Genomic DNA, 24,495 nt, shown 5'->3' on the forward strand with positions numbered 1-24,495 from the left:
CCGGGCTACGGCGCGTTGGCGCGAAAGGGCAGTCCAGAGGCGCTGTGATCGGCATCATGGGGGTGTGACGGACTACGCCGAGATAGTGCTTGCCGACGACACCTCCGTACGCCTGGAGCTGGCCCCCGTGGGCGCGGCCCCCGGCGGGCCCGGCGGTGAGGCGGGGGGCCCGCGGCCCGGCAGACCGGGTGGGATCGGCGGGGTGGGCGGGGTGACGCCGGTGGGGCGCGGCTCGCGGGCCGCGGCGGCGCTGGCCACGGACGCGCTGCGTACGGTGCTGCGGCCGCTGGGCCCCTTGCTGCAGGAGGTGCACGACGCGGTGTGCGCCGTGCCGAATCCGCCGCACGAGATCAATGTGCAGTTCGGCGTGCAGGTGGGACAGGACCTCAAGCTGGGCATCGTGGGCGCCAACGGGCAGGCCAGCCTGACCGTTTCGGCCACCTGGCAGCTCGCGGCGGAGACGGGCAGGCCGGGCGGCGGTCAGGCAGACGGCCAGGGCCAGCTTGCCGCCACACGGCCGGGCGACGGCTCCGGCCCCGCCGCCTGAGCCATGGGGTGGTTCCACACTCGCGGACCCTCCTCGCGGCCCGCGGTCTCCGTCCTGGCCGGGGCCGACGGCGAGCCCGCCGGCTCCGCCGTACTGCTGCCCGGGCAGCACCTGCTGACCTGCGCGCATGTCGTCAACTGTGCCCTGGGCAGGCCCGATCCGCTGGCCCCTGACCACCCGGGCCCGGTCGCGGTGCGGGTGCGGATCATCGCCCGGGAGGTCACCGTCGAGCGCGAGGCGAAGCTGACGGCCTGGATCCCGCCGCGGCTGGACGACGGCGGGCTCGGCGGCTACGAGTGGAACGGCGATCTGGCGGTGCTGCGCGTGACCGGCGCGCTGCCGCCCGCCTTCCAGCCGCCGCCCTGGCACCCCATGGCCAAGGAGCAGCGGGTCCGCGCCTGGCACGGCAGCGGGGAGCCGGGGGTCTTCGCCGACGCCGAAGTGACCAGCTGCGACGGCCGGTTCGGCTACTTCGACGGGCACGACCGCTCCCTGGACGTGGAACAGTCCTACAGCGGCGGCCCCCTGTGGACGGACGACGAGAGTGTCGTGGTCGGGCTCGTCACCGCGAAGCTGGACATCCGCGGCGGTCTCGCCCGCCGCGCCTGGGGCATCCCCTGGCAGCGCGTCCGGCGGGAGCTGGACCGCGCGGGGATGGCCCATCTCACCACCACCCCCGAGGACGGTGTGCGCGACCACCCCGCCTACCCGGAGCTGGTCGCCCTGCTGGTGGACGGGCCGCTGCTGCCCGGCGAGGGCTGGGCGCGCTGCGGGCGGTCCGTCGCCCGGCAGTGCCGCCTCAGCCACCGCGTCGAGGGGGAGCCGTCGGCCGAGGAGTTCGCCCGGCTGCTGCTCACCCATGAGCGGGCGCTGCCCGCCCTGGTGGAGACCCTGCGCCCCACCGCCCCGGACCTGGCGGACCAACTGCTGGCCGTGGCGCGCTCACACGGGCTGCCGCGGCTGCTCTCACCCCAGGCGTACCAGCGGTTGGTCGGGCTCCTGGACGCGCTGCCCGCACCCGCGGCGGCCCGCATCCCCGCCGCCGTACGGGCGGCGCTGCCGCTGGCCGCCGTGCCCGCGGCGCTGCTGAACGGCCGGGAGAGCCGCGCCGCGCTCGTCGAACACCTGGAGACCCTGCACGGCGACAGCGCGCCCGACCCGTACGGCGGGGTGGCCGTGCCGAGGCTGCTGCGCGCCGTCGAGTACGTGGCGGCGGCCTGCTCCGGGGTCGGTGGGACGGGCGGGGGCGGGGGCCCGGGCGCGGGCGGGGACCCGGGCGCGGCGCTGCGGCGGTGGTGCGACTGGGCCGCCGAACGGCTCGGCGTACCCGGGACGGCCCTGTGGGACCGCCGCAAGGACGCCGCGGACTGGGCGAAGAAGTGGCGGCCGACCCCGCCGCGCGTGCTGGTCGAACTGCGCGCGTCGCCCACCCGCGACAACGGCCCCGAGCGCTACCGCATGCGGCTGTGGTGCGACGACGGATCCGGCCCGCAGCCGGTCTCGGAGCAGGACCAGCGGCCGCGTACGCCGGGCGAAGTGGCCCGCGAGATCCTGGCGGTCGTCGGCTCGCTGCGCCGGGGGGACGGGCTGCTCCCCGTCGTCGAACTGATCGTGGACCGCGACTCGCTGGAACTGCCCCTCGACGACTGGGAGGACCCGGACCAGCCGCTGCCACGGGTGCTCGGCGCGGAGTACCCCGTGGTGGTCAACTGCCCCGAGCTGCGCGAGCGGGGCGGCGAAGGGATCCTGTCCGACTGGCGGGAGCGGTGGCGGCGGCTGGACAGCGAGGAGCCGCTGCACATCGACGACGTGGCGGCCGAAAGCACGCGGGCCCTGTACGGGCTGCTGATGGAGCGGCGGTACGCGGGGCAGGCGCACATCGTGGCGTCGCGGCAGCGCCGTTCCGCCGCCGTGCAGACGTGTCTGGCCGCCGGAGTGCCCGTGGTGCTGTGGGACCGCGGCGACAAGCCCGACTCCCCCGTCCTGAGCCATCTCACCGACCCGCACGGGCACTTGCCCGAGCAGGTACGGATCTACCGGGCCATGGCGCTCCAGCGCCCCTTGACCTGCCCAGGCCGCCCGGTGCTGGCCTGGGCGGACCCCGACCTGCTGCCGCCAGAGGGGGCGGGGCGGCCGGTGCCGGAGGAGGAAGATCGGTCGTATGAGCTGCTGGAGGTGAAGGATTCCCTTTCTGCCGCGCCTCCGCCTGCCTGCACGGTCTCCGAGGTGTCCGTCCACTCGTTGGAGCAGGCCCGCGAATTGGCTGCCGCGGCCGAGGAGGTCGAGCGCATGTTGACCGCCGTACAGGACACCCATCCACCGCTGGACCACCTGTCGCCGCCCGACACCGACGGGCCGCTGCCGAACGCCGGCCGGCCGCTGCCCGTGCTGGAGCTGACGGACCCGACCGACTTCGACGACCCTGAGGATTTCGCATGGTGACCACGTACGACAGCTGGCGGCTGTTCCACGGAGACGGCCGGCAGCGCCCGGTCGAGATGCCGCCCGCCCCGCCCTGGCGCACCTTCGGCCCGGTCTCACCCGACGGCGGCCCGGCGGACGGCGCCCTGGTGAAGGCCCCCGCCCGGCCGTACCTCATCTCGCCGGAACACGCCGACGTGGTCAACGCCGCGCTGCACCTGCGCCGCCCCCTGCTGGTCACCGGCCACCCGGGGACGGGCAAGTCCTCGCTGGCGCGCGCCATCGCCCATGAACTCGACCTGGGCGAGGTCCTGCACTGGCCGGTCAACAGCCGCTCCACCGTGCAGGACGCCCTCTACCGCTACGACGCCATCGGGCGGCTGCGGGAAACCGCGCTCAGCCGCGACCGCGGCGAGGCCGAGCCGCCCCTGGGCAGCTTCGTACGGCTCGGGCCGCTCGGCACGGCGCTGGTGCCCGGCGCGCGGCCCCGCGTGCTGCTGGTCGACGAGCTCGACAAGGGCGATGTGGATCTGCCGAACGACCTGCTGACGGTCTTCGAGGAGGGCGAGTTCGAGATCCCGGAGCTGGCCCGGCTGCCCGAGGAGCAGTCGGTGGTCGAGGTGCTCACCGAGCGCGCGGACGAGCGGGCCACGGTACGGCGGGGGCGGCTGCGCTGCCAGGAGTTCCCCGTCGTGGTGATCACCAGCAACGGCGAGCGGGACTTCCCGCCCGCCTTCCTGCGCCGCTGCGTACGCCTGGAGCTGCCCACCCCCGACGAGGCCCGGCTGCGGGAGATCGTCACCGCGCATCTGGGCGAGGGCGCGCTGGACGACGTCGACCGCCTGCTGGAGGCGTTCCTCAGCCGCCGCTCCGCCCGCCAGCTGGCCACCGACCAGTTGCTGAACGCGGTGTTCCTCCGCACGAGCGGCGTGGACCTGTCGGCGGACGGGCTGCTGGACGCGGTGCTGCACCGGCTGGGCGGGGTGGTGTGACCCGTGGCGGGGGAAGGCCGGGGCGGACGGCGGCCGGGGGCGCTCGGGCGGCTGGATGACACGCTCGCGATCCTCGCGGACAGCGGTGCGCGGCTGTCCCAGGAGCAGCTGCTCGACGCGCTCTGGCTGGCCACGCGGCTGCCCGCGGCCGCAGCGGGTGCGGCCGGCGCGGGGGCGCCGCTGGAGCGCGCCCGTACGAGCGCCACCTCCGACGCTTCCCCCGGCGCCGCCTCCGACACCTCCCCCGACACCACCCCAGCCACCGCCGCCCGGCCCCGTCCCCCCGCGTCCACCGCCCCGCCCCCGCCCCCGCCGCCGGGGCCGCCCGCCCAGCCCTCCGTACCGCCGCGGCGCGACAGTACGGACGACGGCACGAGCGGTCTGTACGGATCGGCCGAGGCGCCGCCGCCCGACCCCGGCGCTCCCCCGCCGCCCCCCGCGCGCCGCGCGCTGCCGCTGCGGGTGCCGGAGGCCAAGGCGCTCCGCGCCGAGCTGCCCATCGGGCGGGCGCTGCGCCCGCTCAAGCAGTACCGGCCCAACCCGCTCAAGCGGGAGGTCGACGAGGTCGCCACCGCGTCGGCGCTCGCCGAGACCGGCCTGCCCGACGTGGTCACCCGCCCGGCCCGGGAGCGCTGGCTGGACCTCGCGCTCGTCGTCGACGACGGGATGTCGATGCTGCTGTGGCGGCGGCTCGCGGTCGAGCTGCGCACCCTGTTGCAGCGCGCGGGCGCGTTCCGCGTGGTACGGGTCCTGGGCCTGCACACGCGGGGCGGTGACGCGCCCGTGCTGCGCGCCAAGCCGTACGTACCCGAGGCGCCCGCCCTGCCCGTCACGGCGGTGTCCGACCCGTCGGGGCACACGCTGGTGCTGGTGCTGAGCGACGGGGTGGGCGCGGCGTGGCGCGACGGCCGGATGTCCGCCGTCCTGGGGCGCTGGGCGGGCCTCGGCCCGACGGCCGTGCTGCACGCCCTGCCGCCGCGCCTGTGGGAGGGGTCCGGTATCCGCGCGCAGCGCTGGCAGGTGCGCACCCGCAGGCCCGGTTCGCCGGGCACGGACTGGACGGTCACCGACCCCGTCCTGCCCCCGGAGCTCGCGCGCTTCGACGGCGTCCCCGTACCCGTCCTGGAACCGGACGCCGGGCCGCTGGCCGACTGGGCCCGGCTGATCGCCTCCGCGGGCGGCACGGCCGTCCTCCCCCTGCTGGCCCCGCCGCGCCCGCGCCGCCCGGCCACCACGCACCAGGTGGCCGCACCGGTGGACGACCTGAGCCATCTGAAGCGGTTCCGGGAGGCGGCCTCGCCCGAGGCGTACCGCCTGGCGGCCCACATGGCCGCGGTGGCCCCGCTGCCGGTGCCCGTGATGCGGCTGGTGCAGTCGGCGGTGGAGTGGCAGGCGGACACGGGGCACCTGGCCGAGGTCTTCCTCGGCGGCCTGATGCGCCCGACCGAGCCCCCGTCCTCGGCGGGCCCGGGCCCGTTCCCGCCCCAGCAACGCCCCTTTACCTTCACGGACACCGTCCGGCGCGCGCTGCTGGGCGCGGTGCCGCTGCCCGAACTCAATGAGACCCGCGAGGTGATCGGCCGACGCCTGAAGGAACTCGCGGGCCACTCCCCCGACTTCCCGGCCTGGCTCGCCCACCCGTCGGGCGCCGACCGCCTCCGGGCCGGAGCCCGGCCGTTCGGCACGGTGGAGCGGGGGCTGGCGGCCCGGCTGGGCGCGATCTTGCCGATCAGCCTCACCCGGGAACGCCGCTGGCGCCCCCTGACACCCCACGACCCGCGCACCATCGGCCCGTACACGCTGCGCCTGGCCGACCACTCGGGATCGCGCGTCACCGCCTACCTCGGCGAGGACGCGTACGGCGACCAGGTCATCGTGCACACATCCCGCCGGCTACGCGGGGCCCAGGCCGCCGCCCTGCTCGGCGTGCAGGCGGAAGCGCTGCGCCGGATGGACGGTCGGTATGCGCGCACCCTGCTGCGGGAGCACCTGCACGGCGATACGCCGTGGATCGCCGAAGAGCCCATCATCCTGGACCGGCTGGACGACATCCTCCGCGCGGGCACGGACCGGTGGACACCACAAGCCGCCTTCGCGCTCGCCCGGCGACTCGTGGACGCCGTGCGCGTGTGCGCCGCGGAGGGCATGGTGCACGGCGATCTCACCGCGAGCACGGTGTATGTGGCCGACGGGGACCTCATCCTGACCGGCTGGTCGTCGGCCAGCATCGACGGCGTGCCGTCCCCGGCGCTCACGGACGGCCGCCCGCCGACCCCCGAGGGCAACGTCCGGGCGCTGGGAGACATCCTGCTGTGCCTGGGCGGCGGAGGGTGGTCGCGTCGCGCGGGCAACGTGTATCACATGTCCCATTGGGGCACCGACCGCTGGCGGCCGATCCGGGACGCGGTGATGGCGTGTCTGGACATGCGCAACCGGCCGACGGCGCAGGAGGTGTGGGAGGTCTTCGAGCGGTTCGACCCCGCCGAACCGGCCCGCTTCTCCCTCCTGGAGCTCAGGCGGAAACAGCGGGCCCACGGCTGGGTCCCGCTGTCGGACACCGACCCGCACGCGCTCGGCCCGTACACCCTGCACTGCCACATCCGCACCCTCAGCGGCCCCCCGGCGTATCTGGGGCGGAACCCGGAGAGCGACGAGTACGCCGTGCTGCGCACCGTGGACCGGGAGTCCGGGCGGCGGGGCGCGTTCACCGAGCTGAGCACGGAAGCGGAAGCGCTGCGCCGGATGGCGGGCCGCTGTGCGCCGAAGCTCCTGGGGCAGGACCTCGACGCCGATCCGCCGTGGATCGCCGAGGAGCACGTCCTCGCCTCCGACGGCTCCATGGCCCGCACCCTGACCGCCCTGCTCTCCGACGGCACGGCGGAGAGCTGGGGCGCGCGGACGGCGGCCGCCATCGGCATGCACGTGGCCGAGGCGGTGAGCGTCTGCTCGGCGAAGGGGATGGTGCACGGCCGTCTGACGACGGATACGGTGCTCGTCGCCGACGGCGCGGTGAAGCTGGTCAGTTGGCAGACGGCCGTCATCGACCGGAGGTTCCGCCGTCTGACCAGGCGGCTGACGCCCGAGGACGACGTCTTCGCGCTCGGCGAGATCCTGATGGCTCTGGGCGGTGGTCGGCTGATCACCTACGAGGGGCGCGGCATCAACACCCTCGGGGCGCACGCCGGCACTCAGACCGGGACCTACACCGGGAAGGCCATCAACTGGATCGGGTCCCGATGGGAGGACGCGGCCTGGGAGCCGCTGCGGACCCTGGTCTCCACCTGCTGGTTCAACCCGCGCCGGGACCGCCCGACAGCGGCGGAAATCGCGGATGTCTTCGCCCAGGTGCTCGCGCGCACCGCGCCCTGACGGCGAAGGCCCACCCCCCGGCCGGTGCCCGGGGCGCGCGGCGGAGGGCCTATCGTGTACGCCATGTCGTCCACCGACCTCATCCGCATTGTCTCCCGCTCCTCCCCCATGGCCCTCGCCCAGGTCGAGCGGGTCCGCGCCGAGCTGGCCGCGCTGCGTCCCGGCATCCGTACCGAGGTGGTGCCGGTCACCACGTCCGGCGACCGGTGGATGGGCGACCTGTCGGCGCTCGGCGGGAAGGGCGCGTTCACCAAGGAGGTCGACGCGGCGCTGCTGGCGGGCGAGGCCGATCTGGCCGTGCACTGCGTCAAGGACGTGCCCGCCGACCGGCCGCTGCCCGCGGGCACGGTCTTCGCGGCGTACCTCAAGCGCGACGACATCCGCGACGCGCTGGTGCACCCCGGCGGGTTGACGCTCGATCAGCTGCCGGAGGGCGCGCGCATCGGCACCTCGTCGGTGCGCCGGGTCGCGCAACTGGCCGTCTCCCACCCGCATGTGGAGTGCGTGCCGATGCGCGGCAACGTCAACCGCCGCCTGGAGAAGCTGGACGCGGGCGAGTGCGACGCGCTGCTGGTGGCCCTGTCCGGGCTCGAGCGCATCGGCCGTACGGACCGGATCAGCGAGATCCTGCCCGTCGAGACGATGTGCCCGCCGATCGGGGCCGGGGTGCTGGCGCTCCAGTGCCGCGAGGACGACACCGCGACCATCGAGGCGGTCTCCGGGCTCGGCGACGCCGACGCCTGGAAGGAGATCACGGCGGAGCGCATGCTCCTGCACGTGCTGCAGGGCCACTGCAACTCCCCCATCGCGGGCTACGCCAGGGCCGAGCGCGACGGCCGGCTCTCCCTGCGCGCCCGCGTCTTCAGCCCCGACGGCAAGACGGTGCTGGACGCGCACGAGTGGGCGGGCCCGCTGGACCCGGCCACCCTCGGCACCTCGGTGGCGGTGGCCCTGCTGCGCCAGGGTGCGCGCGAGGTGATCGACACCATCCCGCACTGAGCGGCCACTGGGTTTGTAGTGAGTATGGGACAGCGACACGCCGACGGTACGGCGTGTCGCTGTCCCATACTCACTACAAACGTCGCGCACTCAGGTGCCGGACGCACCCCTACGCCTCCGGGATCGCCACCGCCCGGCCCGTGACCCGGCTGCGGTCGTCGTCGGGCGTCACGTCGACGAGGAGATCGCTGGGGCGCCCCATGTCCTCGCCCTGCCGGATCCGGACCCGCGTCGGCTCCGTCACCAGCCCGAGCGCCCGCAGATAGCCGCCGAAGGCGGCGGCCGCCGCGCCGGTGGCCGGGTCCTCCACGACTCCGCCGGGCGGGAACGGGTCGCGGGCGTGGAAGTCGAAGCGGTCCGGGGCCTCGCGCCACACCAGGTGGACGGTGGTCCACCCGTGGACCCGCATCAGCTCCTCCAGCGCGTCGAAGTCGTAGTCCAGGTCGGCCAGCCGCTCGCGGGTGGCGGCGGCGAGGACGAGGTGGTCGTTGCCCGCGAAGGAGATGTGCGGCGGGAGGGCCGGGTCCAGGTCGTCCCGGGTCCAGCGCAGGGCCTTCAGCACCTGGTCGGTCAGGGCCTCGTCGGCGGGGCGGGAGTGCGTGGGCGCGCTGGTGAGGGTGGCCTGCGGCGCCCCGCCGTCACCCTCGGCCCCATCACCCAGGGTCGTCGCCACGCGGATCTCGCCCGCCATCGTGTCGAAGACCAGCTCGCCGGGGCCGATGCGCTCGGCGAGCGCGACGGCGGTGGCGATCGTGGCGTGTCCGCAGAACGCCACCTCGGCGCGGGGGCTGAAGTAGCGCAGCCCGTAGCGGCGGGCGGCGTCGCCCCGCGCGGTGATGAACGCGGTCTCGGAGTAGCCGACGCGGGCGGCGATGGCCACCATCTCGGCGTCGTCGAGCGACTCGGCGTCCAGGACGACCCCGGCGGGGTTGCCGCCGGAGGGGTCGGTGGTGAAGGCGGAGTAGCGCAGGACCTGGTCGGTGTCAGCGGCGAGTGCGCCGAGTGCGTGGGACGTGCTGTCTGCGGTGTGTGCGGTGTGTGCGTTCATGGGGATACCGTTTCACCGGCGCACCCATCGCGTCCAACGATTCTTTTCGCTCGCCTCCATCGAGTAACCCGATAGGACCCGCTAGGCTGGGGTGCTGATGGACACCAGACTTCTGCGTACCTTCGTGGCCCTGGCGCGCACCGGCAGCTTCACCGCCGCGGCCACCGAGCTGCACCTCGCCCAGTCCACCGTCACCGTCCAGATCCGCTCGCTGGAGCGGGAGCTCGGCACGCGCCTGTTCGACCGGCTCCCCGCCGGCACGACCCCTACCCCGTCCGGACGGCGGCTCCTCGAAGAGGCCGAGCGGGTACTGGACGCCGAGGCCCGGCTGCGGGCGACCGCGGCGGCCGGGAACGGCGAGGGGGCGGACGGGGCGGTGGAGGGACAGGTGGCCCTCGGCGCGGGCGAGTCGCTGTGCTCCTCGCATCTGCCCCGGGTGATCGCCTCGCTGCGGCGCACCCACCCGGGCGTGGAGATCCATCTGCACGCGACCGGTACCGCAGCGGCCCTGGAGGGGCTGCGCTCGGGGCGGCTCGACCTGGCGCTCCTCCTGGAGCCGGAGGTGGAGGCCGCCGAGCTGGTCGCGCGGCCCATCGCCCACGAACCGCTGGTGTACGTGGCCGCGCCCGACCACCGGCTGGCCGGGCGCGGGGCGGGGTGGCAGGAGCTGGCCGGGGAGAGCTTCTTCGTCCACGAGGAGGGCTGCTCGTACAGCGACCGGCTGGTGCGCTCCCTGCGCGCGCTGCCCGGCCCGCCGCCCCGGCTGACCCGCTTCGGCAGCATCGAGGCCGCCCGCTCCTGCGTGGCCGCCGGGCTCGGGCTGACGCTGCTGCCGCGGGCGACCGTGGAGCGGCAGCTGCGCGACGGCCTCCTGGCCCTGGTCGACGGGCCACCGGTGGAGCCGGTGCCGGTGCAGCTCACCCGGCACCGCAGGCGCTGGACCTCGCCCGCCGCCCAACTGGTCGCCGACGAGCTGACGCGCCTGATCCCGGCCTGACGCGCGCCTGACCCGTGCCTGTCGTGCGCCTGACGTGAACGAACGCCACCGGGCGGCGGCCGCCGCCCGGTGGCGTTCGATGTCCGCGCGTGGCCCGGCTCAGCCCCGCGCGCGGAACCCGGTGCCGTACCGGCGCTCGAAGCGCTCCACGCGGCCGGCGCTGTCCATCACCCGGGACGTCCCGGTGTAGAAGGGGTGGCTCCGCGAGGAGACCTCCACGTCGACGACGGGGTAGGTCTCGCCGTCCTCCCACAGCACGCGCTGCGCGGTCTCGGCCGTCGAACGCGTCAGGAAGGCCGACCCGGCGGCGCGGTCACGGAAGACGACGGGACGGTAGTCGGGGTGGATACGAGGCTTCATGACGGATCCCTTCTTGACGAGGACGGACTGCCGGCGGGGCGGGTGCGGCGGCGCGGCGGCCGCCGGTCAGCGGGCCTCGCGGTAGAGGACGTGCGTGCCGGCGGCGGGGGCGTACTTGCGCAGGACCAGCCGGTCGGGGTTGTTGCGGCGGTTCTTGCGGGTCACATAGGTGTGTCCGGTGCCTGCGGTCGACCGGAGCGTGACGACCGGGCGGGCTTCGGAGCGGGCCATGACTGCCTCCAGACGTTCCCATCCCCGGAGGAATGGTTTTCATTTCCGTTTGTTCCGCCCGCTACAACGCTCCGGGACCCGCCCGCATTCCCCGCCCGCCGACGGCGTCCTCAAGCGGCGGTCAGTGGGGATCGGCCGCGGGCTCCAGGACGAAGACGGGGATCTCGCGGTCCGTCTTCTTCTGGTAGTCGTCGTAGTCGGGGAAGGCCTCGACCGCGCGCGCCCACCACAGGGCCTTCTCCTCCCCGTGGACCTCGCGGGCGATCATGTCGCGGTTCACCGGGCCGTCCCGCAGCTCGACCCGGGGGTCGGCCACGACGTTGTAGTACCAGACGGGGTTCTTGGGGGCGCCGCCCAGCGAGGCCACCACCGCGTAGACGCCCTCGTGCTCCACCCGCATGAGCGGAGACTTGCGGATCTTGCCGGACTTCGCGCCCCGGGTGGTCAGGAGGATGACCGGCAGGCCCCGGATCGACATCCCCTTGGTGCCGCCGGAGCTCTCGATCTGCTCGACCTGATCGCGCACCCACTTCTCGGGGCTCGGCTCGTACTCGCCCTGCAGAGGCATGGCTTCCGTCCCATCGTCGATGACGTGCGGCTCTCGCAAGGTCAACGCCCGGACGCCGCCCCGGCATTCCGCACACGGAGCAAGACCGAAGGGGCCGGGTCAGCCCCGGCCGCGCAGCCGCCGCCACACCGCGCGCGCCGCGTGGTGCCCGGACATGCCGTGCACCCCGGGCCCCGGCGGGGTGGCCGAGGAGCACAGGAAGACCGACGGATGGGCCGTGGCGTAGGGGACCCGCGCCAGCTTGGGGCGGATCAGGGTCTGCAGGCCCGCGAAGGCGCCGCACGCGATGTCGCCGCCCACGTAGTTCGCGTTGCGCGCCGCGAGCTGGGGCGGCCCGGCCACGGCCCGCGCGAGCACCAGGTCGCGGAAGCCGGGCGCGAAGCGCTCGATCTGCCGCTCTATGGCCTCGGTCGCGTCCCCGTCCCAGCCCCGGGGGACATGGCCGTACGCCCAGAAGACGTGCTTGCCCGCCGGAGCGCGCGAGTCGTCGACCACACTGGGCTGCGCGGTGATCAGGAAGGGGACGTCGGGGGCGCGCCCCTCGGTGGCGGCCCGCAGCGCGGTGCCGATCTCACCGGCGGTGGGGCCGACGTGGACGGTGCCGGCGCGCCGGGCCTCCGGAGCGGTCCAGGGCACCGGTCCGTCCAGGGCGTAGTCGATCTTGAAGACGCTGGCCCCGTAGCGGAAGCGGCGGTACGCGTTGCCGAGCCCGGCGATCCGGGCCAGGGCGGTCGGTGAGGTGTCGAAGACGTACGCGCGGGCGGGCGGCAGCTCGTCCAGCCGCTTGACCTCCACGCCCACGTGGATCGCGCCGCCCTGCTCGCGCAGATACGACCCGAGCGCGTCCGAGATCGCCTGGGAGCCGCCGCGCGGGACGGGCCAGCCGACCGCGTGGCCCGCGAGCGCGAAGAGCAGCGCCGGGCCGGCCGTGGCGAGCCCGCCGGTCGGCGCGATGGCGTGGCCCGCCATCCCGGCGAGTATCGCGCGGGCCTTCTCGTCGCGGAAGCGGCGGCTGAGGAGGGAGACGGGCTGGATGGCGTGCAGCCCGAAGCGCGCCCAGGTCACCGGGTCGGCGGGCACCCCGTCCCACGCGGTGCGCAGGAAGTCGCGGGCGAGGGTGTCCCATCTGCCGACGTACGGGGCGACCAGTCGGCGGTACGTACCGGCGTCGCGCGGGCCCAGCGACATGGCGGTCTCGCCGACCGAGCGGGCCAGGACGGCGGCCGTGCCGTCCGGGAAGGGGTGGGCCAGCGGCAGCTCGGGGTGCAGCCACTCCAGGCCGTGCCGGGCGAGCGGCATGGCGCGGAAGGCCGGGGAGCCCACGCCCAGCGGGTGCACCGCGGAGCAGGGGTCGTGCCGGTAGCCGGGGAGGGTGAGCTCTTCGGTGCGGGCGCCGCCGCCGATCGCCTCGGCGGCCTCGAAGACCTCCACCGCGAGGCCGCGGCGGGCCAGTTCGACGGCCGCGGTCAGCCCGTTCGGCCCGGCACCCACCACGACCGCGTCGAGCATGGACGGCACGTCGGGTCTCCCTCCCCGTCCCTGGGGACTCCTGAGGATCGGTCAGTCGGCGGCCCGGTCAGCCGGGGCCGCCAGCAGGCTCAGGATATGCCGTACGGTCGCCTCGTCCCGCGCCGCTGTGAAAGGAAGCGCGTTTCCGCCCGCGATCCGGAACGGATCGCCGGTCAGCGTCGCGCTCGCACCGCCCGCCTCGGCGACCAGCAGCAGCCCGGCGGCGTGGTCCCAGGCGTTCTCCCAGGTGAAAGCCACCGCGTCGAGCAGGCCACGGGCCACGTTCAGATACTCCAGGCCGGCCGAGCCGCACGGGCGCGGCGCGACACCCGGTGTCCGCAGTACGGACAGGGCGCGCTTCTCCGCGTCCGTGGTGAAGTCGTAGTGCGAGATCGCGACGTCGAGCTCCTTGCCGGGCTCGGGCCGGCCGGAGCGTAGCGGCTCGCCGCCCAGCACCGCTCCCCCGCCCCGGCGGGCGACGGCCATCAGGTCGAGGGCCGGGGCGTAGGTCCACGAGGCCAGCAGCTCGCCGCGGTGGGCGAGGGCGACCAGCATCGCGAAGCCCGGGTCGCCGTGGACGAACTGCCGGGTGCCGTCGACCGGGTCGACGATCCACACCGGCGCGTCGCCGCCCAGCGCGCCGAGCACGGACGGGTCGGCGTGCACGGCCTCCTCGCCCACCACGGCCGAGCCGGGCAGCAGCGCGGTGAGCGAGGCGGTCAGATGCTCCTCGGCCAGCCGGTCGGCGGTCGTCACCAGGTCGTGCGGGCCGTTCTTCTCGACGATCTCGTGGTCGGCGAGCTGCCGGAACCGCGGCATGACCTCGGCGGCGGCCGCCTTGCGCACCGCCTCCTCGACGTCGGACAGTGCACCGGAGGCGAGAAACTGCTCCATCATGCCCCTCATCGAACCATGCTCCGGCGACGGCCGGTGGCCGGGCGGCGGCCACAGGATGGCCGCCGCGTGAACGGCCTCGGCGGGCAGGTCTCAGCAGCAGCTGTGGTGGGCGTGCTCCTCCCGGTGCCACCAGTAGCGCTCGCGGGCGGGGTCCTGCGGCACGTCGGCCACCTGGGCGGAGGTGGCCGCTGAGGCGCCGCGTACGGTGGCGCTGCTTCCCGTGGCCGCGGCGCCGCGTACGGCCGACGCGCCTCGTACGGCCGACGCATCGCGTACGGCCGACGCACCGCGTACGGACGCCGGGCCGGCGGACTTCCCGCTCACCAGGTCGTCCACCGAGTGCACCACGCCCCCGAGCACCACGCTGCGCACCGCCGCGGCCGCGCGGATGTCGCTCAGCGGGTCGCCCTCCACCAGCACCAGGTCGGCAAGGGTCCCCGGCTCCACGGTGCCCATCCGCGCGCTCATGCCCAGCGCCCGCGCGCCCTCGACGGTCGCGGAGCGCAGCGCCTGGTGGGGGGTGGCGCCGTAGCGGACCATGGCCTGCAGGTTGAGGTGGTAGTAGATGGCCGGGGGCACCAGCGGGCTGTCGGTGCCCACCCCGACGTGCGCCCCGCCCTCCAGCAGCCTGCGCACGGTCGCCCCGTGCCGGGCGACGAAGGCCAGCAGATCGGTGGGGACGGTCTGCCGCGCGGCCGCCACGCCGCTGCGGAACTCCTCGTACTCCGCCTCGCTCATCAGCGAGGTCAGCCGCCGGTCGCCGACCGCCCATTCGGCGTAGCGGTAGAGCGCCGCCCGGGTGGCGGGCAGGCCCGCGCCGGACAGTCCGAAGGTCGGGGTGAAGGCCATACCGGAGGCGATCAGGGGCTCGGTCATGTCCTCGTAGGCGTGGCCGAGGTGGGTCTCCTTCTGGCGGCGGCCGTAGCGGCTGGTGCCGCCCAGGTGCTCGGTGCCGTCGGCGCCGAAGCCGAGCGGGCCGAAGAGGTAGTGCGAGGTGGCGCGCAGCCCGAGCCGGTGGCCGCCGCGGACGGCGGCGCGCTGCATCGCGTAGGGCAGCCGCACATAGGTCTTGACCAGGTCGTGGCCCAGCGCCTCGGCCTTGGCGAGCTCGCGCTCCAGCTCCTCGGTGTCGGTTATGGGGCGGCCGGAGGAGTAGTAGACGCGCGAGCCGTCGATCAGATCGCCCGCCGCGAAGACCCGGGGCCCGACGCGGCGCCCGGAGGCGGTGGCCTCCTTGGCCTCGACGGCGGCGTAGTGGGCGGTGCCGGGCGAGCGCACGGCCGTCACGCCGTAGGACAGCCACAGCTTCATGGTGTCGGCCCGCTGCCAGGGGCCGTGCTCGTGGACGGCGATCAGGCCGGGCAGCGCGGTCAGGTGGCGCGCGTCGACGGTACGGCCACCGCTTCCGGCGCGGACCGATCCGCGCGCCACGATCGCCTTGACGCGGTCGCCCTCGATGACGATGTCGACGTCGCGGCGCAGCGTCTCGCCCGTGCCGTCCCACACCGCCCCCACCTGCACCACCGTGCGCCCGGTCGGCTTGGCGGGGCGCCAGGTCAGCCTGACCGGGACGGTCCGCGCCCGGCCCGTACGGGCGTCGGCCAGGCGCAGCCGGCCGTTGGAGAGGTAGAGCAGCGAACGGGAGTCGGCGCTCCAGCTGGGGGCGTCGGCGGTCTCGCCGTTCAGCTCGCGCGCGGTCCCGGTCGGCCGCCCGGCGGCGTTCAGGGCGCTCAGGCGCAGGGTGCCGCCGACGATGTACGCGGTGTGCTTGCCGTCGGGCGAGTGGACCGGGCCCGCGTCGATGCGGTTGGCCAGGGACTTGCCGGGGACGGGGTCGTCGTAGTGTGCCTCGCCGGTGGCCAGGTCGACGGTCAGGACGCGGTTGAAGCCCTCGCGGTAGCGGGCGGTGACGGGCGCCAGGGCGGCCAGCGAGAGCTTGGTGCCGTCGGCGGAGAAGGTGGGCCTGCCGGGCGAGTTGAGCGGGCCCGCGACCTTGCGTACGGCGCCGGTGGCCACGGCCACGGTGTGCAGGGTGCCGGAGCCGAGGCCGAAGGCGACGCTCGCGCCGTCGGGGCTGAACGCCGGGCCGGACACCGCGTCCTGGAGGTCGGTCAGCTGCCGGGTCGTGCCGTCGGCGATGTCGTACGCCCACAGGTCGGCGGCGCCGCCCCGGTCGCTGACGTAGACGAGGGTGGAGCCGTCGGGGGACCAGGCGGGGTCGGTGTTCAGGTGTCCGTCGGAGACGACGGCCTTGGGCGCGGAGCCCGTGCCCTTGCCGTCGCGCGGGTTGGCGGGTGCGATCCAGATGTCGCCGAGCGCGGCGAAGGCGATCCGTTCCCCGTCCGGGGAGAGGGACGGGGAGACGATGCCCTTGACGGGGCGGGGGGAGGCGGAGGCCGGGGCCGCGTCGCTGTCGTGTGCGGCGGGCCGCTCCTGGACGCGGGGGACGGTGAGGTGGGCGGCGAAGGGGATGTCCCGCGCTTCCTTGGCGCGGGCCTTGCCCCCGGAGAGCTTTCGGCGGCGGACCTTGCCGTCGGCGGTGTAGAACACCTCGTCCGCGGAAGGCCATCGGGCCGCGAACGGGAACACGTCCTCCTCCGCGTCCGACACCGTCTCGCCGTCGACCACGAGTGCGGTGGCCGCCGAGGTGAGGTGGACGTAGGCGAAGCGGGCGCCGTCCGGCGAGAAGGAGGGGCCCGCCACCCGCCCCTCGGTGACGGTGGCGAGCGTGATGCGCTTGCCGTCGGCGTCGACCCGGACGACGGACTGCGGGGCGTCGCCCTTGCCGGAGGTGAAGGCGATCGCGTTTCCGTCGGGGTGCCAGAAGGGCTGCGCCTGCTGGACGGTGGCGTCCGTGCCCGGCGCCCACACCTTGGTGGCGCCGCTGTCGAGGTCGAGGACGTGGATCGCGTACCGGCCGTCCGCCTCCCCCGCGTAGGCGATCCGCTTGCCGTCCGGGGAGAACCGCGGCTCGCGGTGGTCGGCGCCGCCCTTGGTCAGCCGGCGCGCCCCGGTGCCGTCGGCGCGGGCGAGCCAGAGGTGGAAGTTGCCGTCGGTGTACGACTGGTAGACGAGATGGCGGCCGTCGGGCGAGAAGTCGGGCTCGGTCGCCTCCTGGTCGATCCCGGTGAGCCGGGTGGCCTCGCCTCCGGCGGCCGGGACCGTCCAGAGCAGATTGAGCAGGTCGAGGACGACGGTCCGGCCGTCGGGGGAGAGCGCGGCGGAGGCGTTGGTGGCCTGGGTGACGGTGATCCGTCGAGTGGCGCCGTCCGCCGCCTGTGTGGCGCTGTCGGCGTTTTCGGCCTTCCCGGTGTTCTCGGCCGCGTTCGCCACCGTCGCGAGTCCGGTCAGCCGGCCGCCCAGCCACAGACTTCCGGCCCCGGCCGCGGCCTGTCCGCCGCGCCGGATGAGCTTTCTGCGCGATATGCCCACAGCCGTACCCTCCACTTGAAGATCACGATCCCGCCGAACCTAAAGGCGAGGTCAAGCGGAGGGACAGCCCCCGGAAATAGGTGTTACCTGAACTTAACCGCGCCCCCGGCCCGCAACCCCCGATAACCGATGGCTATAACGGCAGTTCTTGGACAACGGTCGCGCCCCGAGGCAGCGTGAACGCGACGGCGCCGGCCCTCGGCGCCGGGCCAAGCGACCCGAAAGGACGCGACCGCGATGCGCGCTCTGCTCTACGACCCCGAGGCCCCCCAGGGCCTGCGGCTCGGCGAGGCCCCCGAGCCGGTGCCCCACGACGCACAGGCCCTGGTCGAGGTCCACGCGACCTCCCTCAACTTCGGCGAACTCGCCTACCGGGAAGAGCGAGCACGCCCCGGGCAGGTGCTCGGCTGGGACTCGGCGGGCATCGTCGTCCGCGCCGCCGCCGACGGCTCCGGCCCCGCGGCCGGCACCCGCGTGGTGTCCTTCGGACCACCGGGAGCGTGGGCCGAGCGGCGCGCGGTCGACACCGCCGAACTCGCCGTGGTCCCGGACGCGGTCGACCTCGGCGCGGCGTCCGCCCTGCCGGGCGCGGGGGTCTCCGCGCTCCAGGCCCTGCGCCGGCTGGGCCCGGTGATCGGCCGCCGGGTGCTGATCACCGGCGCCTCGGGCGGCTTGGGACGCTTCGCGGTGCAGCTGGCCGCTCTCGCGGGCGCGTACGTCATCGCGGCGGTGGGCAGCCAGCAGCGCGGCGAGGGGCTGCGGGAACTCGGCGCGGACGAGGTCGTCGTCGGCCTCGAGCGCGTCACCGCACCTGTCTGCGGCGTCCTGGACAACGTGGGCGGCCCGCTGCTCGCCGAGGCGTTCGCCCTGGTCGAGCCCGGAGGCTCGGCCCAGTCCATCGGCAAGGCGTCGCTCGAACCGACCACCGTCGACTTCGAGCGGGAGCGGCTGAGGGGCGGTGACAGGCGCCTCGAACCCTTCGCCGTACAGGCGCCCTTCGGCCCGGACCTCGCGTATCTGGTGGGCCTGCTGGCCAAGGGCCGGCTCGACCCGCAGATCGGCTGGCGCGGCTCGTGGGAGCGGGCGCCGGAGGCGGTGGAGGCGCTGCTGGGCCGCCGGGTGCGGGGGAAGGCCGTGCTGGACATCGGCGGCTGACGGCTTCAGCGAGAGGGCTTGGAACGGGCCGGCTCGGAGGCGGGTGACCCGGAGGCGGGCTGTTCGGAGGTGGGCTGCTCGGAACCGGGTGACCCGGAGGCGGGTGACCCGGAGCCGGACGTCCCGGAGCCGGACGTCCCGGAGCTGGGCGAGCCTGAGCCCGGCTGCGGGCCGTAGGCGGTCAGGAAGCGGTCCCGGAAGGTGTCCATCCGCCAGACCGGGGCCTCCGCGCCGGGCCTCAGCCCGTCCTGCCACCCCCAGTCGGAAATCCGCTTCAGCACGGCCGGGTCGTGCGCGACGATCGCGACCGGCACGTCCCGGCTGGCGTGGTCCCCGCTGACCTTCGCCATCGGCTGGTGGTCGCCCAGGAAGACGAGCACCGTGTTCTTGTTGCCGTACTTCACCACGTAGTCGATGAGGCTGTTCAGCGAGTACTGGATGGACTTGCCGTACTCGGCGCGGGCCTGGGCGGAGTCCGTGAACACGTCCTTGGGGTCCTTGCCCGCCTTCTCGATGTCGTCGTAGACCGAGCCGTCACCGACCTCGTCCCAACCGATCATCTTGGGGATGGGCGCCCAGGGCTGGTGGCTGGAGGTCAGGATGATCTCCGACATCAGCGGCTTGTCGTGCCGCTTGCCGTGCTCCAGCCGCTCGAAGGCCGTCAGGGCGTACTGGTCGGGCATGGTCGACCAGCTGAACTTCGGGCCCTCGTACCCGAGGTCCCGGGAGTCGTAGACGTGGTCGAGGCCGTAGAACTTGCCCTCCGGCCACTCCTTGGTGACACCCGGCATGATGCCGACCGTGCGCCAGGCGCCGGTGCGCTTGAAGGCGCGGGTGATGGTGAGGTGATCGCCCGAGGTGACGGTGCGGTAGCGGCTCTGGTTGTCGATCCACAGGCCGGACAGGAAGGTGGAGTGGCCGAGCCAGCTGTTGCCGCCGTACGTCGCCGAGGTGAGCCACCCGCTCTTGGCGGAGTACCCGGCGTCGCCCAGCTCCTTGGTCTTCTCGTCGAGCACCGCGTCGACCCCGGGCGCGATCTCCGGGTCCTCGATGGCGCTGCGGCCGTAACTCTCGATGAAGGTGAAGATGACGTCCTTGCCGCGCAGCCCGGTCAGCAGCTGATCGCCCGGCACGTCGCCGAAGGAGTCGACGGCGGCCAGCTTCTTGAACTCCCGCTCGTCCTTCAGGGTCGCCTTCACCCACTTCACCCGGTTCTGGACGAGCACGACCGTGTTCCTGGAGGCGATCGGCGCCCCCGACACCTGCAGACCGAGCGCGCTGCAGACGACCCACGCGGTACCGAGCACGAGGACCGTACGGGTCGCCACGGCGTTGTTCCGGGCCATGACCTTGCCGATCCGCAGGCACGCCAGCGTCAGGACGGCGAACAGGACGAGAACGAGCACCACGACCCCGACCACGGCGAGCTTCGCGGTCGTCGAGCCGAGCGAGTCCTCGAGGTAGGACTGGGCGTCGTCGAGCAGGATCCAGTCCAGTACGACGTTGAACCCGCGCCCGAGGAATTCGTTGTAGCCGATGTCGAGGAGGTTGAGGATGGTCACCAGGCCCAGGAACACCCCGGCCACCACCGCCGCCACCCGCCTCGGAACCGGCGGCAGGAGCAGCAGCACCCCGGCCCCGAGGACCGCCTCCACGGGGATGTGCAGAAAAGCGCTGGGCGTGATGAGCGCGAGCCGACTCGGCAGCAGCAGCGCGAACAACACCACCCCGACCGACAGGGCCGTGGCCCCCCACGCCAACGCCCTCGCCGCGCCGGGGTACTTGTCCCGCCAGCCGCGGCCTGTGCCCGCGCCGCCGCCTGCGACGGCCGCGTCTGCCGGGACGCTGTCGGCCACGGCCTCGTCGGCGGCGTCGCGCGCCATGCCCTCGTCCGCGGCCGTGTCATCCGAGGCGGCCGCGGCGTCCCCCGGGGCGGCTTCGGCCGGCGGGTGCGGCGCGGGGCCGTCCGGCGCTGGGCCCTCCTCGGCGTTCGTCTTGTCCCTGTCCGGCAGCTGACGAGAGCGCGTGAAGAGCGACACCCCGAAGTTCCTTCCGTGCTTGCGAAGCCTGATGGTGGCACGGCGGGCCAGGCTCGGGAGGTCGGGGCCGCCGTTATTCCTTACGGCTCGTCGACGGCATCGGTTCAAAACACCGTGCCGCGACTTCCCGACTGTCATGGGCACGGCTACATTCCTGAATGGGAGCGCTCCCACATTCTCCACTCCCGCAGAAGCGCGCAGCCCCCAAGGAGGATCTCCATGGCACCCGACCCGCACCCCCGCAACCGCCCCGCCCGTACGTCCAAGCGCAGCCGCGCCCTCGCCGCCGCGACCGCCGCGCTGGCCGCCGCCGCGGCCATCACCCCCACCGCCTCCGCCTCCGCCTCGTCCGCGGCCGCGTCCGCCCCCACCGCGGCCGCGTGCTCGGCGAACGGCTTCTGCGAGGACTTCGAGTCACAGACCGGCACCGCCCCCTCGGGCCGCTGGACCACGAACGTGGCCAACTGCTCGGGAACCGGCACCGCGACCGTGGACTCCACCGTCGCCCACGGCGGCACCAAGTCCGTCCGGGTGACCGGCAAGGCCGGGTACTGCAACCACGCCTTCGCCGGTACGTCCCTGTCCGGCGTGCCGGCCGGCTCCCAGCTGTACGCGCGCTTCTGGGTCCGCCACACCACCGCGCTCCCCGCCCAGCACGTCACGTTCGCCGCCCTCCGCGACACCAACGACAACTCGAAGGACCTGCGGATGGGCGGGCAGAACAAAGCCCTCCAATGGAACCGCGAGTCCGACGACGCGACCCTGCCCGCGCAGAGCCCGGCGGGCGTGGCGCTGTCCACGCCGCTGCCGGTCAACACCTGGACGTGTCTGGAGTTCCGGCTCGACCGCTCGGCCGGCCGGCTGGACACCTGGGTCAACGGCTCCCTCGTCACCGGCCTGGTCGTGGACGGCACCCCGACCCAGGACGTCGACCAGCAGTGGCTGGCCCGGGGCGGCTGGCGCCCCGCGCCCACGGATCTGCGGCTGGGCTGGGAGAGCTACGGCGAGGGCGACGACACGCTCTGGTACGACGACGTGGCCGTCGGGACCGCGCGGATCGGCTGCGGCTGAGCGTCAGGAAGGCGCCAGGCAGCCGTCGGTCAGGCGTCAGGCCTGCGTGCGGTAGTCGCCGGGGGTGTATCCGAACGCGCGGCGGAAGACATCGATGAACGCGCTGGCCGAGGCCCAGCCGCAGCGGTGGGCGACCGCGGTGACGGTCAGGCCGTCGGAGAGCAGCAGCAGCGCGTGGTGCAGCCGTAGTTGGGTGCGCCATTGGGGAAACGTCATGCCCATCTCGGCGCGGAAGAGGCGGGTGAGCGTGCGGGCGCTCGCCCCCACCCGGGCGCCCAGCTCGGGCAGCGGCCGGGCATCCGCGGGGTCGTGCTGGAGGAGCGCGCATACGGCGGCCAGCCGCGGATCCCGGGCCGTGGGCAGATGCAGGGGCTGCTGCGGGGCCTGCCGCAACTGGTCGAGCAGGACCGCCAGCAGACGGCGGGACTCCGCGGCCTGGGGGTCGGCGTCCGGGCTGCTGTACGCGATGATCAGCTCGCGCAGCAGCGGGCCGACCGCCAGCACGGCGGGCCGGTCCAGGCCCAGCGGGTTGGCCTCCACCGGCAGGCCGACGCCGTGCAGCACGGTGCGCCCGTAGGCCCGGTGTTCATGCAGGGTGCCGACGGGCACCCAGATCGCCCGGGTGGCCGGGGCGACCCAGCTCCCGGCCTCCGTGGTCACCGACAGCACACCGCGTCCCGCGTAGACGACCTGGTGCACGTCATGGCGGTGAGCGGACAGTCCGCTGCCCGGGTCCAGGAAACGGGTGGTCGTCGGCCTGTGCGGCCGGGCCGGGACGACGGTCCGGCGGGACACTTGGCGGGATACCGACATCACCTGGCAGTTTATCGGAAGCCTGCCAGCCCGCCGCGCCCGGAGGATCGTCGGCGTGACCCAGAAACCCGCCGTCGGCTCCACCGACCGCTCCGTGTCCAGACCGATCACGATGATGGCCATCGGCCACGCGACCGTGGACTTCTACCAGGGCGCTGTGCCCACGCTGGTGCCGTTCCTGGTGGCCGAACGCCACTACGGCTATGCGGCGGCGTCCGGCATCGTGTTGGCGGCCACGCTGCTGTCCTCGATCGTGCAGCCCCTGTTCGGGGCGTTGACCGACCGGTGGACGATGCCCTGGCTGATCCCCGCGAGCTCCCTCGGCGCGGGTCTTGGCATCGCCCTGTCCGGGCCCGGCGACTCGTATGCGCTCACCTGGCTGGCGGTCGCCCTCTCCGGCATCGGGGTCGCCGCCTACCACCCCGAGTCGGCGCGGCTGGCCCGGACGGCGAGCCGCGGCAGCCATGTGGCGATGGGCTGGTACTCCCTCGGCGGCAACATCGGCTTCGCCCTCGCCCCCGTCGCCGTGTCCCCGGTCCTGTCCGCCGGAGGGCTGGGCGCGTCGCCGTGGCTGGTGGTGCCCGCGGTGGCCGGGGTGGCGCTGACGGCCTCCGCGATCCGGTCCCTGTCCCGGCGCGCGGCGGCCGAGCAGGCCGCCGCGCGGGGCACCGGCCGTGACAACTGGCCTCAGTTCCTGCGGCTCTCGGCGGTCATCGTCTGCCGTTCGATCGTCTTCGTAGGCCTGAGCGCGTTCATCGCCCTGTACGCCCAGCAGCGCGTGCCCGGGGGCTCGGCGGCGGGGTCGGCGGCGCTGTTCACGCTGTTCGCCGGGGGCGCGGTCGGCACCGTACTGGGCGGTCCGCTGGCCGCGCGCTGGGGCCGCGTCCGTACGCTCCGCATCGCCTACGCGGTGGGGGTCCCCGCCGTCGCCGGGCTGGTGTTCATCCCCGGGCCTGCCCTCTACGCCTTCGCCGCCCTGACGGCCGCCGCGCTGTACGTACCGTTCTCGCTGCACGTCACGCTGGGCCAGGACTATCTGCCGAACCGCGTCGGCACGGCCAGCGGCGTCACGCTGGGCCTGGCCGTCAGCGTCGGGGGCGTGGCCAGCCCGGCCATCGGCGCCCTCGCCGATGTCGCCGGTCTGCGCACCGCGCTGGCCCCGCTGATCGCGCTGTGCGCCCTGGCCTGGCTCATCGCGGGCACGCTCAGGGAGCCGGAGCCGGAGCCGGAGCCGGAGCCCGAGTCGGAGTCTGGGCCGGAGTCGGGGCCCGCACCCGACCCCGAGCCCGCCACCGGGGCCGGAGCGTCGCCCGGCCCCCGCTGATCCCCGCCCCGCCTGCGCCCCGCCTACACCGCGGCGAACGGCCGGTCGCGGCGGGCGTCGTGGAGGACCGAGCCCCACCACTGGAGCTGGTCCAGCATCGTCTTCGCCGCGGCGTTCGGGGCCTCGGGGTCCTTGAGCGCGCCGTCGGGGCCGAACAGCTCGTAGTACCGGGGGAAGGAGACGTAGCCGCGGACCGTGTGGGCCTGCAGTTCGTTGAAGACCTGCCGCAGGCCCTCGATGGCCAGCAGCCCGCCGCTGGCCCCGCTGTAGCCGACGAAGCCGACCGGCTTGGTCTGCCACTCGAGGTAGTGCCAGTCGATCGCGGCCTTCAGCGCGGCCGGGTAGGCGCGGTTGTAGTCCGGCGTCACCACGACGAACGCGTCGGCCGCCGCGAGCCTCGCCGTGAGGTCCGCCATCTCGGCGGGGCGGGGCAGGTTCGGGTCGATCGCCGGGGGCATGGGCGGCAGGGCGAGCGGCAGCGGGGTGTCGGCGAGGTCGATGAGGTCCACGTCGAACCGGCCGTGCGCCTGGGCCTGTTCGACGAACCAGTTGGCGACCGTCGGGCCGAACCGGCCCTCCCGGACGCTGCCGAGGATCACCGCGAGCTTGAGGGGCTGACTGGACATGGCTGGGATCGCTCCTTGTGAAGTGACGAGGTGGCCGGGAGGGCCACGTCCTCCAACCTGCCGGGCCGCGCCGGTACCAGGAAGGCCGGGCCGAGAC

At 74.5% G+C, this 24,495-nt stretch carries 19 protein-coding genes; 9 read left to right on the plus strand and 10 right to left on the minus strand.

The features are described from left to right. Nucleotides 1–64 precede the first annotated feature (64 nt). From ACFZDL_RS00655 to hemC, 5 genes are all read left to right on the plus strand, one after another. Nucleotides 65–547 (plus strand): CU044_2847 family protein, encoded by a 483-nt coding sequence (locus ACFZDL_RS00655; RefSeq protein WP_353590597.1) that lies wholly within the window; start codon nt 65–67, stop codon nt 545–547. 3 nt (nt 548–550) lie between these two features. Beyond that, a complete protein-coding gene (locus ACFZDL_RS00660; RefSeq protein WP_353590598.1) occupies nt 551–2,989 on the plus strand; it encodes a trypsin-like peptidase domain-containing protein in 2,439 nt (812 codons plus the stop codon). Continuing rightward, nucleotides 2,983–3,960, plus strand: a complete 978-nt coding sequence (locus ACFZDL_RS00665; RefSeq protein WP_353590599.1) for a MoxR family ATPase — start codon at nt 2,983–2,985, stop codon at nt 3,958–3,960. Before ACFZDL_RS00660 ends, ACFZDL_RS00665 begins: the two co-directional genes overlap by 7 nt. A gap of 3 nt (nt 3,961–3,963) precedes the next feature. Next, on the plus strand, nt 3,964–7,329 hold the full coding sequence (locus ACFZDL_RS00670; RefSeq protein WP_353590600.1) for an SAV_2336 N-terminal domain-related protein: 3,366 nt from the start codon (nt 3,964–3,966) through the stop codon (nt 7,327–7,329). A gap of 63 nt (nt 7,330–7,392) precedes the next feature. Then, nucleotides 7,393–8,328 (plus strand): hydroxymethylbilane synthase, encoded by a 936-nt coding sequence (hemC, locus tag ACFZDL_RS00675; RefSeq protein ID WP_353590601.1) that lies wholly within the window; start codon nt 7,393–7,395, stop codon nt 8,326–8,328. Nucleotides 8,329–8,437: 109 nt separating this feature from the next. Here the strand turns inward: hemC and ACFZDL_RS00680 are convergent, their stop codons facing one another. After that, nucleotides 8,438–9,376 carry a PhzF family phenazine biosynthesis isomerase gene (locus ACFZDL_RS00680; RefSeq protein WP_353590602.1) on the minus strand — a complete coding sequence of 313 codons (939 nt, stop codon included), beginning with the start codon at nt 9,374–9,376 and terminating at the stop codon, nt 8,438–8,440. Nucleotides 9,377–9,473: 97 nt separating this feature from the next. On the opposite strand from ACFZDL_RS00680, the gene ACFZDL_RS00685 reads away from it, so the two are divergent. Further along, entirely contained in the window at nt 9,474–10,373 is a 900-nt protein-coding gene (locus ACFZDL_RS00685; RefSeq protein WP_353590603.1) for a LysR family transcriptional regulator, read from the plus strand. Between the two features lie 99 nt (nt 10,374–10,472). On the opposite strand, the gene ACFZDL_RS00690 is transcribed toward ACFZDL_RS00685, so the two are convergent. From ACFZDL_RS00690 to ACFZDL_RS00715, 6 genes are all read right to left on the minus strand, one after another. Further along, the gene (locus ACFZDL_RS00690; protein WP_353590604.1) at nt 10,473–10,733 is read right to left on the minus strand and encodes a type B 50S ribosomal protein L31; all 261 of its coding nucleotides are present in this window, start codon (nt 10,731–10,733) and stop codon (nt 10,473–10,475) included. 66 nt (nt 10,734–10,799) lie between these two features. After that, complete coding sequence (gene rpmG, locus ACFZDL_RS00695; RefSeq protein WP_353590605.1) at nt 10,800–10,964, minus strand: 50S ribosomal protein L33; 165 nt, start codon at nt 10,962–10,964, stop codon at nt 10,800–10,802. A 121-nt stretch (nt 10,965–11,085) separates the two neighbouring features. Then, a complete protein-coding gene (locus tag ACFZDL_RS00700; RefSeq protein ID WP_353590606.1) occupies nt 11,086–11,532 on the minus strand; it encodes a nitroreductase family deazaflavin-dependent oxidoreductase in 447 nt (148 codons plus the stop codon). 99 nt (nt 11,533–11,631) lie between these two features. Beyond that, the gene (locus ACFZDL_RS00705; protein WP_353590798.1) at nt 11,632–13,041 is read right to left on the minus strand and encodes an NAD(P)/FAD-dependent oxidoreductase; all 1,410 of its coding nucleotides are present in this window, start codon (nt 13,039–13,041) and stop codon (nt 11,632–11,634) included. A gap of 51 nt (nt 13,042–13,092) precedes the next feature. Continuing rightward, entirely contained in the window at nt 13,093–13,938 is an 846-nt protein-coding gene (locus tag ACFZDL_RS00710) for an inositol monophosphatase family protein (RefSeq protein ID WP_353590607.1), read from the minus strand. Between the two features lie 90 nt (nt 13,939–14,028). Further along, entirely contained in the window at nt 14,029–17,370 is a 3,342-nt protein-coding gene (locus ACFZDL_RS00715) for an amidohydrolase family protein (protein WP_353590608.1), read from the minus strand. A 237-nt stretch (nt 17,371–17,607) separates the two neighbouring features. Here ACFZDL_RS00715 and ACFZDL_RS00720 point away from each other — a divergent pair, with 237 nt between their 5' ends. After that, entirely contained in the window at nt 17,608–18,525 is a 918-nt protein-coding gene (locus ACFZDL_RS00720; RefSeq protein ID WP_353590609.1) for a zinc-binding dehydrogenase, read from the plus strand. Nucleotides 18,526–18,530: 5 nt separating this feature from the next. Here ACFZDL_RS00720 and ACFZDL_RS00725 read toward each other — a convergent pair whose 3' ends face one another. Continuing rightward, on the minus strand, nt 18,531–20,564 hold the full coding sequence (locus ACFZDL_RS00725) for a sulfatase (protein WP_353590611.1): 2,034 nt from the start codon (nt 20,562–20,564) through the stop codon (nt 18,531–18,533). 219 nt (nt 20,565–20,783) lie between these two features. Here ACFZDL_RS00725 and ACFZDL_RS00730 point away from each other — a divergent pair, with 219 nt between their 5' ends. Beyond that, nucleotides 20,784–21,635, plus strand: a complete 852-nt coding sequence (locus ACFZDL_RS00730; protein ID WP_353590612.1) for a hydrolase — start codon at nt 20,784–20,786, stop codon at nt 21,633–21,635. A gap of 36 nt (nt 21,636–21,671) precedes the next feature. On the opposite strand, the gene ACFZDL_RS00735 is transcribed toward ACFZDL_RS00730, so the two are convergent. Continuing rightward, the gene (locus tag ACFZDL_RS00735) at nt 21,672–22,448 is read right to left on the minus strand and encodes a helix-turn-helix transcriptional regulator (protein WP_353590613.1); all 777 of its coding nucleotides are present in this window, start codon (nt 22,446–22,448) and stop codon (nt 21,672–21,674) included. A gap of 112 nt (nt 22,449–22,560) precedes the next feature. On the opposite strand from ACFZDL_RS00735, the gene ACFZDL_RS00740 reads away from it, so the two are divergent. Then, nucleotides 22,561–23,772 (plus strand): MFS transporter, encoded by a 1,212-nt coding sequence (locus tag ACFZDL_RS00740; protein ID WP_353590799.1) that lies wholly within the window; start codon nt 22,561–22,563, stop codon nt 23,770–23,772. A gap of 23 nt (nt 23,773–23,795) precedes the next feature. On the opposite strand, the gene ACFZDL_RS00745 is transcribed toward ACFZDL_RS00740, so the two are convergent. Next, the gene (locus ACFZDL_RS00745) at nt 23,796–24,398 is read right to left on the minus strand and encodes an NAD(P)H-dependent oxidoreductase (RefSeq protein ID WP_353590614.1); all 603 of its coding nucleotides are present in this window, start codon (nt 24,396–24,398) and stop codon (nt 23,796–23,798) included. Between the last annotated feature and the right edge of the window lie 97 nt (nt 24,399–24,495).

Source organism: Streptomyces sp. NPDC007917 (assembly GCF_042959105.1).
In the GTDB taxonomy this organism is placed as follows: domain Bacteria; phylum Actinomycetota; class Actinomycetes; order Streptomycetales; family Streptomycetaceae; genus Streptomyces.